The sequence below is a fragment of the Microbacterium sp. M4A5_1d genome, from assembly GCF_053345465.1.
Window position 1 is genome coordinate 1 of record NZ_JBKFAD010000001.1, and the last position, 12,483, is coordinate 12,483.

At 69.7% G+C, this 12,483-nt stretch carries 12 protein-coding genes and 1 rRNA gene; 8 read left to right on the forward strand and 5 right to left on the reverse strand.

What is annotated here, in order from left to right; all coding sequences use genetic code 11:
- The 3 genes from rrf to ACLBWJ_RS00015 all read left to right on the forward strand — a co-directional run.
- A 5S ribosomal RNA gene (gene rrf, locus ACLBWJ_RS00005) occupies positions 1–90 on the forward strand; the annotation flags it as partial.
- Between the two features lie 99 nt (positions 91–189).
- Positions 190–846 carry a GntR family transcriptional regulator gene (locus ACLBWJ_RS00010; protein WP_269266029.1) on the forward strand — a complete coding sequence of 219 codons (657 nt, stop codon included), beginning with the start codon at positions 190–192 and terminating at the stop codon, positions 844–846.
- A gap of 25 nt (positions 847–871) precedes the next feature.
- Complete coding sequence (locus ACLBWJ_RS00015; protein ID WP_447659553.1) at positions 872–1,894, forward strand: 1-aminocyclopropane-1-carboxylate deaminase; 1,023 nt, start codon at positions 872–874, stop codon at positions 1,892–1,894.
- Positions 1,895–1,899: 5 nt separating this feature from the next.
- Here ACLBWJ_RS00015 and ACLBWJ_RS00020 read toward each other — a convergent pair whose 3' ends face one another.
- Entirely contained in the window at positions 1,900–3,027 is a 1,128-nt protein-coding gene (locus ACLBWJ_RS00020; protein WP_447659554.1) for a class I SAM-dependent methyltransferase, read from the reverse strand.
- A 67-nt stretch (positions 3,028–3,094) separates the two neighbouring features.
- Between ACLBWJ_RS00020 and ACLBWJ_RS00025 the strand changes: the two genes are divergently transcribed.
- Entirely contained in the window at positions 3,095–3,490 is a 396-nt protein-coding gene (locus ACLBWJ_RS00025; RefSeq protein ID WP_274179570.1) for a DoxX family protein, read from the forward strand.
- Here the strand turns inward: ACLBWJ_RS00025 and ACLBWJ_RS00030 are convergent.
- Positions 3,469–4,122, reverse strand: coding sequence for a response regulator (locus ACLBWJ_RS00030; protein WP_269266033.1), 654 nt, complete (start codon positions 4,120–4,122; stop codon positions 3,469–3,471). The genes ACLBWJ_RS00025 and ACLBWJ_RS00030 overlap by 22 nt on opposite strands.
- On the reverse strand, positions 4,119–5,792 hold the full coding sequence (locus ACLBWJ_RS00035) for an ATP-binding protein (protein WP_447659555.1): 1,674 nt from the start codon (positions 5,790–5,792) through the stop codon (positions 4,119–4,121). The genes ACLBWJ_RS00030 and ACLBWJ_RS00035 overlap by 4 nt, the downstream gene beginning before the upstream one ends.
- Positions 5,793–5,945: 153 nt before the next feature.
- Here ACLBWJ_RS00035 and ACLBWJ_RS00040 point away from each other — a divergent pair, with 153 nt between their 5' ends.
- Positions 5,946–7,475: a CitMHS family transporter gene (locus ACLBWJ_RS00040; protein WP_114588223.1), complete on the forward strand. Its 1,530-nt coding sequence runs from the start codon at positions 5,946–5,948 to the stop codon at positions 7,473–7,475.
- A gap of 6 nt (positions 7,476–7,481) precedes the next feature.
- On the opposite strand, the gene ACLBWJ_RS00045 is transcribed toward ACLBWJ_RS00040, so the two are convergent.
- Entirely contained in the window at positions 7,482–8,495 is a 1,014-nt protein-coding gene (locus ACLBWJ_RS00045; protein ID WP_112617948.1) for a Gfo/Idh/MocA family protein, read from the reverse strand.
- Positions 8,496–8,546: 51 nt separating this feature from the next.
- On the opposite strand from ACLBWJ_RS00045, the gene ACLBWJ_RS00050 reads away from it, so the two are divergent.
- On the forward strand, positions 8,547–9,878 hold the full coding sequence (locus tag ACLBWJ_RS00050) for a M20/M25/M40 family metallo-hydrolase (RefSeq protein WP_447659556.1): 1,332 nt from the start codon (positions 8,547–8,549) through the stop codon (positions 9,876–9,878).
- On the opposite strand, the gene ACLBWJ_RS00055 is transcribed toward ACLBWJ_RS00050, so the two are convergent.
- Positions 9,871–10,383, reverse strand: coding sequence for a hypothetical protein (locus tag ACLBWJ_RS00055; protein ID WP_274179576.1), 513 nt, complete (start codon positions 10,381–10,383; stop codon positions 9,871–9,873). The two genes, ACLBWJ_RS00050 and ACLBWJ_RS00055, sit on opposite strands and share 8 nt — an antisense overlap.
- Before the next feature lie 187 nt (positions 10,384–10,570).
- On the opposite strand from ACLBWJ_RS00055, the gene ACLBWJ_RS00060 reads away from it, so the two are divergent.
- The gene (locus ACLBWJ_RS00060; protein ID WP_114588219.1) at positions 10,571–11,578 is read left to right on the forward strand and encodes a LacI family DNA-binding transcriptional regulator; all 1,008 of its coding nucleotides are present in this window, start codon (positions 10,571–10,573) and stop codon (positions 11,576–11,578) included.
- A gap of 181 nt (positions 11,579–11,759) precedes the next feature.
- Entirely contained in the window at positions 11,760–12,452 is a 693-nt protein-coding gene (locus tag ACLBWJ_RS00065; RefSeq protein ID WP_269266740.1) for an L-ribulose-5-phosphate 4-epimerase, read from the forward strand.
- Positions 12,453–12,483: the final 31 nt, after the last annotated feature.

Sequence of the window (12,483 nt, forward strand, 5' to 3'; positions counted from 1 at the left end):
CCCGGTTACATTCCGAACCCGGAAGCTAAGCCTCACAGCGCCGATGGTACTGCAGGGGGGACCCTGTGGGAGAGTAGGACACCGCCGGACTTCTTTCGTAAGAGGGCCACCCAATGCTGGGTGGCCCTTTTTCGTGCCCCCGGGGCCGTTCGCTTGACGTACTGAGCCAGGTAGTGTGCAATATATTGCATGCCGCTCGTTCCCGTCTCTCGCCCAGCCTCTCTGCGCGACCACGCGTACACGGCGCTTCGCGACGCGATCGTGAGTGGCAGGCTCGAGCCGGGCGCTCGTCTCCGCGATAGCGAGCTCGAGGAGTGGCTCGGGGTCAGCCGTACGCCGATTCGTGAGGCGATCGCCCGTCTGGAGGCCGCGGGGCTCGTCCGGACGCGGCGGGCGAAGGCCACGGAGGTGGCGCCGCTCGATGAGCGCGAGGCTCTCTCGGCGCAGCGTATTGCGGCATCACTGCATGAGTTGGCGGTGCGCGAGGGAGTGCGCCAGCTCACGGCGTCGGACCTCGATGCGATGCGTGCTGCGAACGACCGGTTCGCGGACGCACTGCGCGCGGATGACATCGACGCAGCGCTCGCGGCCGACGACGACTTCCATCGCGTCGCGGTTTCGGCGAGTGCCAACCCTCTTCTGGGCACTCTGCTCGAGCAGGTGACACCCCTTCTGCGACGCCTGGAGCGTGCTCGGTTCTCGAGCCTCGCCGGCCGCGACTCGGTGGCGGCCCATGCCCGCATCATCGAGCTCTGCGCCACCGGCGAGGGCGAGGCGGCCGCTGCAGCGACGCGTGAGAACTGGCTGACGCTCGAACGACTGTTGACCCATCCCGATCCCGCCTGAGCTCCACCCGACCCCAGGAGAACCGATGTCCCTCGCCGACTTCCCTCGTCACCCGCTCACCTTCGGACCCAGCCCCGTGCACCCGCTGGATCGCCTCTCAGCCCATCTCGGGGGTGCCCGTGTCTGGGCGAAGCGAGAAGACGTGTCGAGCGGCCTCGCATACGGCGGCAACAAGACTCGCAAGCTCGAGTACATCATTCCGGAGGCTCTCGCTCAGGGCGCCGACACGCTCGTCTCCATTGGCGGGATCCAGTCGAACCACACTCGCCAGGTGGCGGCGGTCGCGGCGCACCTGGGGCTGAAGGCCGTCGTCGTTCAGGAGAACTGGGTCGACTGGCCGGACGCTGTCAACGACCGGGTCGGCAACATCCTGCTCTCGCGGCTCATGGGAGCGGATGTCCGCCTGTCGCCCGCGGGCTTCGACATCGGATTCCGAGACTCGTGGAAGGAAGCGATCGCCGATGTGGAGGCCTCCGGCGGCAAGCCCTATGCGATCCCGGCAGGCGCGAGTGATCACCGCCTCGGCGGACTCGGGTTCGCCAATTGGGCGCACGAGGTGCGCCAGCAGGAAGAGCAGCTCGGTGTGTTCTTCGACACGATCGTCGTCTGCACCGTGACGGGGTCGACCCACGCCGGGATGGTGGCCGGGTTCGCCGACCTCGCGGAGAACTTCGGTGACCGTCCCCGGCGGGTCCTCGGCATCGACGCCTCGGCCACGATCGACAAGACCCGTGACCAGGTTGGCCGGATCGCGCGTCGCACGGCGGAGCTGATCGGTGTCGGCCGTGAGCTGCACGAGGATGAGATCCAGGTTCTCGAGGGCTGGGCGGGGGAGCGCTACGGCATCCCCGTGGGCTCGACGGATGAGGCGATCTACCTCACGGGGCGCCTGGAAGGAGTCATCCTCGACCCGGTCTACGAGGGAAAGTCCATGGCGGGTCTGATCGACCTGGTCTCTTCCCGCGACATCCCCGCTGACTCGAACGTGCTCTATGCGCACCTCGGCGGGCAGCAGGCGATCAACGCCTACAGCGGCCGCTACCACTGAGACGGTCAGCGGCGCGTGGACACCGTGACCGTGAACTTCGGGTCTCGGGCCACCTGCCGGGTGGGGCCGACAACGCGCTCGAGCTCCGCTCGGTACTGCAGCGCGGAGTTCCAGACGCACCACAGTTCGCCGCGCGGCCGCAGCACACGCGCCGCGTCGCGGAACAAGCGCGGGGCGATGCGGTCGCTCACCGCGGCACCGGAATGGAACGGCGGGTTCAGCGCGATCAGCGACGCGCTCGCATCCGGGCGCCGGGCGAGCAGGTCATCGCGTACCACCTCGACGCGCTCGGACACACCGTTGGCCCGCATCGTGGCCGCCGCGGACGCCACGGCTGAGGCCGATTGATCCGAGGCATACACGCGGACGTCGGGGTGACGGGTGGCCCACGCGGCCGCGACGACTCCCGTGCCGCAGGCGAAGTCGATCCACGGGTCGTCTGCCGTTCCGCCCGGTGCGATCTCGGGCAGGTTCGCGAGGAGGAGTCGTGTCCCGATGTCGAGGCGCGGACCCGCGAACGCGCCGCCGTACGCACGGATCTCGATCCCGTCGCTGCGTCCAGATCGCGCCTCGGGAAGCGTCGTCTGCGGGAGTGGACCGCGGGCGACGAGCACCCGGGACTTCCCACGCGCATGCGTGACGTCGAGGCGCTCGAAGGAGCCGCGGAGAACGTCGTTCATCGCGACCGTCATGTGCTTGATTCGCCCTCCGGCGTAGACGACGACGTCGGGGGAGGCCGCCGCCGCGATGGTGGCGGCGATGTCGGCGAGAGCATCTAGCGAGCGTGGCAGCCGAAGCAGCACGACTCGCGCGCCCGCGACGAGCGCGGCATCGAGCGGGAGAGAGGTGAATGTCGCCTGGGGGACGAGACGCTTCGCGTTCGCGGCGAGAGCGGCCTCGCCGCTGAGGGGGTCCTGGTGGACTCGGATGCCCTCGGCTCCGGCGGCCGCAGCGCCCAGGGTGAGCGCGCCGTAGCTGTCTCCGATGACGGTGACCTCGTCGGGGCCCGTTTCGGCGCGGGCAGATTCCGATTCATCCAGGATCAGGAGATCGGCGGCATCGGCGGCGACGAGACCGGGCGCTTCGACGTCGGGCCAGCGGCGGAGAAGGGAAAGATCGAGCGCGCCGGACACCCGGGTAAGCCTAGTGCGGAGAAAGCAAGGGTTCGCCGGGCGGCCGTGGAGCGCGCAGACTGAACGCATGAGAACCGCGCTCCGCTGGCTGCTCGCCGGCGCCATGATCTTCGCCGGCCTGAGCCACCTGTTCTGGGCGCGCCGTGACTTCCAGGCCCAGGTGCCTGACGCGGTCGTCGAGAAGCTCCCGATCGATCGTGATGGCGTCGTCGTCGCCTCCGGAGCGGTGGAGGCACTGTTCGGGGTGGCGCTGCTCGCCTTGCCGCGCGAGCGCTCGCGCATCGGTGCGCTGCTCGCCGCGTTCTTCATCGCCGTCTTCCCCGGCAACATCGATCAGTGGCGAAAGGGACGCAGCGCCTTCGGGCTCGACACCGATCGGCGTCGATTCGTCCGGCTCTTCTTCCAGCCCGTTCTCGTCACGTGGGCCTGGTGGTCGACGCGTCAACCGCGCGACGCTGCGTAACGGTGCTCCGGGCGGCCCGTCGATCCGTAACGCAACCGCACGTCGACGACCCCGCGCGCGGCCATCGCCGCGAGGTGGCGCTGAGCCGTCGCCCGTGAGATACCGCATTCGGTCGCGATCTCGCCCGCCGATGCCTCCCGCGCCCCGAGGGTCGTGAGGATCATCTGCTCGGTCGCCGAGCGCGTCGTGGTGGCGGGACCGCCGTGGACGATCGACAGGGCGCGATCGATGTCGTCCTGCTCCACGTCGGCGGTGTCGAGGACGTTCCGGTAGCGGGCGTACCGCTCCAGGCGCTCGCGGAGAGCGCGGGAATCGAACGGCTTGATCAGGTAGCCGATGGCCCCCGCACGCAGGGCGCGGCGCACCGTCTCGGCATCGGAGGCCGCCGACAGCACGATGGCATCGGTGTCGATCGAGCGCACGAGCTCGACGCCCTCGCCGTCGGGCAGGTAGTTGTCGATGAGAACGAGGTCGGGGCGGTGCTCGGCGATCGCGGAGCGAGCTGTGCCGATCGACCGGGCCGGCTCGAGCGCGCGGAACCCGGGAACCGCGTCGACGGCGTCGCGGTGGAGATCCGCGACGCGGAAGTCGTCGTCGACGACGAGGACCCGGAGCGGGGCTGTCGTGGTCATGAGTCGTCCTCCTCGGGGCGGGGTGCGGTCGGCTCGGTAGTCGCGGTCGTGTCGGGCGCCGCGGTGCGCAGCACGCCCGGCAGCCGGGCGGCGAAAACCGCTCCGGATGCCGCGGAGCCGCGGCCGCCCGGATCGATCAGCCACACGTCGCCGCCGAGACGGCGCGCCAGCTCGCGCGAGAGCGGCAGGCCGATCCCGCGTCCGCGCACGCGGTCGTCGCCCGGCTCCGCAGACGGCGCGAAGACATCGCGGCCGTCCGCCACACCGGACCCCGAGTCGGCGACGGTCGTCACGAGCGCGTCGCCGTCGCCGAAGAAGGTGACCTCTACCCAGCGGGGTTCGGCTTCACGCGCCGCGGCGGCGACGGCGTTGTCGATGAGATTCCCGATGACGGCCGCGGCATCCTCGACACGCGCGAGCTCTCCGAGGACGAGGGTGTCTTCGCCGACGGCGATGCTCACTCCGCTCGCGGCTGCTTCGGTCGCTTTCGCCGCGAGGAGCGCCTGGAGGAACAGGTCGTCCACCCGCTCGATGCCGGCGACGGCGATCGGAACGCTGCCGCGCTCGAGGAGTTCGTCGAGGAACGCTCGGGCGTCGCCGACCCGCTCGGCGTCGATCAGGCCTGCGGCGACATGCAGGCGGTTCGAGAACTCGTGCCGCTGCACCCGCAGCGCCCCGGTCACGGTCTGAACCGACGAGAGCTGTTCGCCGAGCTCGGCGACATCCGTGTGATCCCGAACGATCACCACGTCCCCGAGCTCGCGGCCACCGCGCCGCACCGGATGCACGTCAACGGCCAGCACGCGGTGGCCTACGACGACACGGTGCAGCGGAAGCCCTTCCATGATCGCGGAGACGACAGGCGCGGGCAGGGGCAGAGCGGAGAGCGGTTGCCCCACGGAGCGCTCGAGACCGAGCAGCTGTTCGGCAGTCGTCGAAGCGACCCGCACGACACCGTTCTCGTCGAGGGCGAGCACGCCGTCTCCGATGCCGTCGAGGACCGCGCTCTGCTGCTGCACCAGCGCGGTCAGCTCCTCGGGCTGCAGACCGAGCGTCGTCTTCTCCCAGCGGCGTCGCAGAACCGAGCCCGCGGCGATGCCGATGCCGAGTGCAAGAAGCGCGGCGATCCCGATCGCGAGAAGCACGGACGGCAGGTCGTCGAGCACGCTGCCCTCTTCGAAACCCACACTCACCTCACCCACCGGCTCGCCGCCGTCGGGCGGGAGGACGGGCACCTTGGCGCGTGCGGAGCGCCCGAGGGTTCCGACCTCCCAGTCGACGACCTCCTCGCCGCCGAGAACGCGGTCGAACGGGGTCGACACGGTCTCGCCGAGACGACGCGGATCGGGGTGGGCGAGCCGGATGCCGTGGTCGTCGGTGATCACGACGAAGAGCGCGTCCGTGCGCTCGGCGATCGCGAGAGCCGTGCTCTGCAACGATCCGCCGACGAGGTCGGCAGCATCCGGGGTACCGGGGTCGTCGGACCACCGGGCGACGGCGGTGCGCACCTCCGGGGTCGCTGCGACTGAGCGCGCGATGTTGAGTGCGCTCTCTTCCGCGGCGTTTCGCACCTGCGTCACCGCGATCACCGCGAACGCCGCCGTGCACACGAGCAGCACGGTCGCGACGACGCCGAGCTGCACGAGGAAGAGCCGCGTCGTGAAGCGCATCCGACCTCCCCTTGCTCGCGCGCAGAATGCGCAGAACACACGCTACGCGCTCAAGTCGCCGGAATGAGCCCAAGCGCGCGGGTCGACGGCGAAGCGACCTAGATTCGACCGATCGCACCGTGGGGCCGTGCGCCCGCCGACGAAGGAGTCGACATGACAAATCCTGTGAACCTCGTGGCCGCCGCCGCGGCCGAAGAGGGGTACGACCTCGCCTTCATCCCGCCCGAGGGCGTTCTCGTCGCGCTCGGGTTCACGATGGTGCTGACCTTCATGGCGCTCATCATGACGCGCCGGCTCACCCCGATGGTCGCGCTCATCATCGTGCCGACGGCATTCGGCCTCTTCGCCGGCGCCGGCCTGGGGCTCGGCGACATGATCATCGACGCCATCACGAGCATGGCGCCGACCGCGGCTCTGCTGATGTTCGCGATCATGTACTTCGGCATCATGATCGACGTGGGGCTCTTCGACCCCCTCATCCGGGTGATCACCCGCGTGCTCAAGGACGATCCCGCCAAGGTCGTGCTCGGGACCGCTGTGCTCGCGGCGGTGGTCTCGCTGGACGGCGACGGCTCGACCACGTTCATCATCACGACCTCGGCGATGCTGCCCATATACCTCCGCCTGGGTATGAGTCCCGTCGTGCTCACCTGCGTCGCGGGCCTGATGAACGGCACGATGAACATCGTCCCGTGGGGCGGGCCGACTGTGCGTGCGGCGTCGGCGCTCGGTCTGCAGCCGACCGACGTGTTCGTGCCGATGCTGCCCTCGCTCGCGGCAGGCATCGTCGTCTCGCTGACCTTCGCCTGGTTCCTGGGACTTTCGGAGCGTCGACGGCTCGCCGGCAGCATCGACACGTCCCGTCTCGGCGGGGGAGACGGCGTGCTCGGTGGGCCCAAGCTCTTCCGCGGTGCCGACCCGCGACCGGGCGCGCTGGCAACGCTGCGCACCGGGAACGTCGTGACCGTGCGCGGCCGGAAGCCCGTTCCGGCGGCGCAGTGGGTCGAGGAGCGCGACACCGCTATGGCCGACACGATGCTGGACCCGAATCGGGCCACGCTGCGTCCGCGCCTGGTGTGGGTCAACCTCGCGCTCACGCTCGTGGTCATGGTCCTGCTCGTCCTCGACCTGTTCCCGCTCGCGTACGTGTTCATGGTGGGTGCGGCGCTCGCCCTCGTCATCAACTTCCCGAAGCTCAAGCAGCAGGCGGACGAGATCGTCGCCCACGCGCCTTCCATCGTCGGCGTGGTCTCGATGGTGCTCGCGGCGGGCGTGCTCGTGGGCGTTTTGAACGGTACGGGGATGGTGGCCGCGATGGCCTCGTGGGTCACCGAGGTGATCCCGTCGCAGCTCGGACCGCACCTCGCAGTGATCACGGGCGTCCTGTCGATCCCGTTCACGTTCTTCATGTCGAACGACGCCTTCTACTTCGGCATCCTCCCGATCCTCGCCGAGAGCGCCGCGACCTATGGCATCGAGCCGGTCGAGATGGCGCGTGCGTCGATCACGGGGCAGCCTGTCCACCTGCAGAGCCCGCTCGTGCCCGCCATCCTGCTCCTCGTGTCGCTGGCGAACGTGAATCTGGGCGACCACCACAAGAAGGTGCTGTGGCGTGCGTCGATCGTGTCGCTCGTCATGCTCGCCGTCGCGGTGCTCGTGGGCGTGGTGCCGTTCGCCGCCTGAGCGGGATCACCCTTCCTGCGGGTAGCGCACGCCGATCTGATCGCGGATATCGTCGAGCACGCCCATGATCGCGACGGTCTCTGCGATCGGCAGAACGTCGCCGTCGGTCCGTCCGGCGGCGACGAGGGCCTCCGCCTCGAGGGCCTGGAACTGCATGCCGCGCCCCTCGATCTCCGAGCGGTACTCCTCGAGGATCGTGCCGTCGTGCGATACGACGCGGAAGTCGGTGGCCGCGTACCAGACGCCCGAGATCTCGACCCGCGCTTCGGTACCGACGATGTGAGCGGTGTTCGGCCCGGCCCCGCGGGAAGACGACACGGTCGTCGAGACCGCACCCGAGGGGTGGGTCATGACCGTCGCGACCTCGGCGTCGGCGCCCGTCTCCATCAGCCGCGCGAGCGCCCTCACCTGCGTCGGGAGCCCGAGGAGGTCGCAGACGAACGACACGGGGTAGATGCCGAGGTCGAGCAGCGCGCCGCCACCCAGCGAGAGATCGTTGAGACGGTGCGTGGGATCGTCGGAGATCCGCTGCGTGTGATCGGCGAACACCGTCCGGACCTCGCCCAAGGTTCCGGCGGCGACGATCTCGCGCAGGCGGACCATGTGCGGGAGGTAGCGAGTCCACATCGCCTCCATGACGAGGACGCCCGCGTCGGCTGCCAGATCGCGCAGCGCCACGGCCTCGTCACGGTTGAGGGTGAACGGCTTCTCCACGAGCACGTGCTTGCCGTGCTGGATCGCGAGCGCGGCGGCGTCGCGATGACCCGGATGCGGGGTGGCGATGTAGATGATGTCGACGTCGGGGTCGGCCGCGAGCTGCTCGTACGAGCCGTGAGCGTGGGGGATGCCGTATTCCTCGGCGAAGCGCGTCGCCGAGTCCTGTGTGCGTGAGCCGACTGCCACGACCTCCCGCCCCGCTGTTCGCAGATCGCGGGTGAACGCGTGGGCGATTCCGCCGGTCGCCAGAATGCCCCATCGCAGGCCGGTGTCGGAGCTGCCGGACGTCGTCTGATTCGTCATAACGCGAGCCTAGCCAGCGGCTGACCGACCCGCGCGGCGTAGTCTCGCAGGGTGGACACCGCTGCCGTCGATCGCTTCCGCGAGCTGTTGCGGATCCCCACCGTCTCGCACGCCGAGCCGGCCTCGTCCGATGGGGCTCAGCTCGTGCGCTTCCGCGAAGCGGTGCGTCGGCTCTACCCGCGCCTGCACGACGAGCTCGAGTACGAGACGGTGGGGGAGCACGCGATGCTCTACCGGTGGCGGGGCCATGCCTCGGACGCGTCGCTCGTACTCATGGCGCACTACGACGTCGTTCCGGTCGTTCCCGGCGAATGGATGCATCCGCCATTCGACGCCGTCCTGGCCGGCGAGGGCGAGGAGAGGACGATCCATGCGCGCGGTGCGATCGACGATAAGGGCGCACTGGTGGCGATTCTCGAAGCCGTCGAGGCTCTCGTCGGGGAAGGATGGCGGCCGGCGCGCGACGTGTATCTCGCCTTCGGGCACGATGAGGAGGTCGCCGGTCTCGGTGCTCCCGCGATCGTGGAGGTGCTGCGCTCCCGTGGCGTCCGGCCGGCGCTCGTCCTCGACGAGGGCGGGGCAGTCGTCTCGGGTGCCGTGCCCGGCGTCGACGTCGAGACCGCGATGATCGGCGTCGCCGAGCGCGGGGTGATGACGCTCGGGCTCACGGCGCGCGAGGCGGGAGGGCACGCGTCCACTCCGCCCCCGCTGCCGGCCACCGCGCGACTGGCGCGGGCGATCGACCGGTTGCATCGACACCCGGCGCCCGTGCGGCTCGTGCCGCCGGTGCGGGCGATGTTCCGCACCCTGGCGCCATTCGCCCGCGAGCCGTTCCGCTCCATCTTCACCAACCTCTCCGTCACCGGAGCGCTGCTCGCGCGGGCGCTGCCTCGCTTCGGCGCCGAGACCAACGCACTGGTGCGCACGACCGCGGTCGTGACGGAGCTCGACGGGGCGGACGGTGAGAACGTGCTCGCCACGGCTGCTCGAGCAGCCGTCAACATCCGCCTGCTCACGGGCGACTCGGTTGTTGCGGCAACCGAGCGCGTGCGGCGAGCGATCGCTGATCCCCGGATCGAGATCGAGGTTCGCCACGGCTCGGACCCATCGCCCGTGTCACCCTGGCGCGGCGAGGGATGGCGCCGGATCGCGAGTGCGGTCGGTTCCGCTCTCGGCGAGGACGTCGTCGCCACGCCGTACCTGCAGCTCGGGGCGAGCGACAGTCGGTGGTTCACCGCGATCTGCGAGAACGTCTACCGATTCGCGCCGTTCCGGCTGACCGCCTCCGAGCGCGAAGCGCTTCACGCGCACGACGAGCGGATCCGTGTGCACGTGTGGCTTCGCGGGATCGAGTTCTACCGCGACCTGCTGCGACTCAGCTGACGGGGGAACGCCGGGGCGGCGAATCGGAGACGCCGGTGAGGAACGCGACGATCTCGTCGGCGCTCGCCGAGATCTCGGGTCCGCGACCGAAGGTCCAGCCGGCGTCGGTCGCGCGCACGGTGTGGCCTGCGATGGCGGCCCGTCGTGCGAACGGGGCGCTCGTCGAGGCCGCGAGCGCGACCGCGCCCGCGATATCGAACGGGAGCGGACGCCGGTCGCTCGGCAAACGGAGGTAGGCACGCGCGACCGCCGTGAGTTCTCGGACGCTGCGCCGTCGCCCCCGCGCGATACGGCCGGCGAGTTCGGCGAGGGAAGCGCCGTCGCCGTCGCCCGACAGGCCTGCTTCGTCGACGAAGGCGCGGCGGCGATCGAATGGAGCACCGTCGAGCGCGGAGGCTGCGAGGGCGACCACCGTCGCGATCTGCCCACGACGGTCGGAGGGGGCCGCCGCGGCGTCATCCGCCGACCGGTGACTCAAAGGCAGGAAGCGCGCCAGGTCGGACATGCGGTCAGCATACGGCGGTGTCGGGGCGGGAGGGCTTCTCGCCGCTGGTGTGACGCGAACCGCGGTCGTCACATGGCCGCGGAGCGCTCCGTGTGACTGTCACATAGAGCGGACCACGTGTTTTCGAAACCCGCGGTGCATAATGGGCACGAGCCGATGTGAACGTGCGCATCGGGCCGGAGGAACCATGAGCGAAGACGCTACGGGCCGTCGCCCGAGCATTCGCGATGTCGCGCGTCTGGCCGGTGTATCGCATCAGACGGTCTCGCGCGTGCTCAACAATCATCCGAGCATCCGCGCGGAGACGAAGGATCGCGTGCTCGCGGTCATGGCGGAACTGGACTACAGCCCCAATCGGGCGGCCCGCGCGCTCGTCACGAGCAGGTCGCACACGATCGGAGTGCTGACGTCGTCGGCGACCCAGTACGGTCCCGCGTCCTCGATCGCGGCGATCGAGGCGGCCGCGCGCGAACGCGGCTACTGGGTCTCCACCGCCAACGTCGACGCCCGGGATCCGAGCTCGATCCAGGCCGGGCTCGCGCACCTGGTGGCCCAGGCGGTCGAGGGACTCGTCGTGATCGCGCCGCAGGTGCGCGTGTTCCGTGCCCTGGCCGCCCAGCCAATCGGCATCCCGTACGTCACGCTGCAGTCCACCGAGGTGGATCCCGGCCACGCCCTGTCGGTCGACCAGATCGCCGGCGCCCGGCTGGCCACACGGCACCTCATCGAGCTCGGCCACCGGTCGATCTACCACATCGCCGGCCCCCAGGACTGGATCGAGGCTGAGGCGCGGATGCGCGGATTCCTCGAGGAGATGAGCGATTCCGACATCCCGACGACGGCGCCGGTGCTAGGCGACTGGACGGCCGAATTCGGCTACTACGCCGGGCGCGAGCTGCTCCGGGTCCGTGACTTCACAGCGATCTTCTCGTCGAACGATCAGATGGCGCTCGGGCTCCTGCACGCCATCCGCGATGAGGGGCTGGACTGCCCGCGCGACATCAGCATCATCGGGTTCGACGACATCCCCGAGGCCGCGCACTTCTGGCCGCCGCTGTCGACCGTGCGTCAGGACTTCGCCGAGCTGGGGCGTCGTTGCGTGGATCTGTTGCTCGGCCAGGGCTCGGGCGAGGTGGACCCGGCGGTGCTCGTGCCCGAGCTGGTCGTTCGCTCGTCCACCGGGCCGCGCCGCTGAGTCGTCGTTATCGATCCGAGACACGCCGGGAGTTGACACTCCCGTTCGGACCGTGGCTATAGTGTCGCAATGTGAACGGTCACATCGATCGTCACACGATCGAGGCCCGCCGATGGTGGCCGGGCGAAGGAGCACTCGAGTGGCACGCAACGCAGCGATCAGCAGCGAGTACGTCGACGGCGTGAAGGTCGAAGTCGCGGTGGCGCGGGTTCGGGCCGAGGTGGCGTCGTTGCACGCGGAGCTGGTGCGTTACGGGCTGGTCGTGTGGACCGGTGGCAACGTGTCGGGGCGGGTTCCGGGGGCTGATCTGTTCGTGATCAAGCCGTCGGGGGTGTCGTATGACGAGTTGGCTCCGGAGAACATGATCGTGTGCGATCTGGACGGCAATGTGGTGCCGGGCACGCCGGGCAGTGACCGGTCGCCCTCCAGTGATACGGCGGCGCATGCGTATGTGTATCGGAACATGCCCGAGGTGGGCGGTGTGGTGCACACGCATTCGACGTACGCGGTGGCGTGGGCGGCGCGGGGTGAGGAGATCCCGTGTGTGATCACGGCGATGGCCGATGAGTTCGGGGGGCCGATCCCGGTGGGGCCGTTCGCGATCATCGGTGATGACTCGATCGGCCGGGGGATCGTGGACACGCTTCGGGGGCATCGTTCCCGGGCGGTGTTGATGCAGAACCATGGGCCGTTCACGATCGGGTCGAGTGCGAAGGATGCGGTCAAGGCTGCGGTGATGGTGGAGGACGTGGCTCGCACGGTCCACATCGCCCGGCAGGCGGGGGAGTTGCTCCCGATTCCGCAGGACGCGATCGATGCGCTGTACGACCGGTATCAGAACGTTTACGGACAGACCACCGACGACCGCCGGTAGCCCCGCACCGGGGCGCGGTCACCATTTCCCG

Excerpts from the sequence above, each read along its gene's own strand:
- ACLBWJ_RS00010 (WP_269266029.1), top strand. The coding sequence starts at position 190 with ATGCCGCTCGTTCCCGTCTCTCGCCCAGCCTCTCTGCGCGACCACGCG.
- ACLBWJ_RS00015 (WP_447659553.1), top strand. The coding sequence starts at position 872 with ATGTCCCTCGCCGACTTCCCTCGTCACCCGCTCACCTTCGGACCCAGC.
- ACLBWJ_RS00025 (WP_274179570.1), top strand. The coding sequence starts at position 3,095 with ATGAGAACCGCGCTCCGCTGGCTGCTCGCCGGCGCCATGATCTTCGCC.
- ACLBWJ_RS00030 (WP_269266033.1), bottom strand. The coding sequence starts at position 4,122 with ATGACCACGACAGCCCCGCTCCGGGTCCTCGTCGTCGACGACGACTTC.
- ACLBWJ_RS00035 (WP_447659555.1), bottom strand. The coding sequence starts at position 5,792 with ATGCGCTTCACGACGCGGCTCTTCCTCGTGCAGCTCGGCGTCGTCGCG.
- ACLBWJ_RS00040 (WP_114588223.1), top strand. The coding sequence starts at position 5,946 with ATGACAAATCCTGTGAACCTCGTGGCCGCCGCCGCGGCCGAAGAGGGG.
- ACLBWJ_RS00045 (WP_112617948.1), bottom strand. The coding sequence starts at position 8,495 with ATGACGAATCAGACGACGTCCGGCAGCTCCGACACCGGCCTGCGATGG.
- ACLBWJ_RS00055 (WP_274179576.1), bottom strand. The coding sequence starts at position 10,383 with ATGTCCGACCTGGCGCGCTTCCTGCCTTTGAGTCACCGGTCGGCGGAT.
- ACLBWJ_RS00060 (WP_114588219.1), top strand. The coding sequence starts at position 10,571 with ATGAGCGAAGACGCTACGGGCCGTCGCCCGAGCATTCGCGATGTCGCG.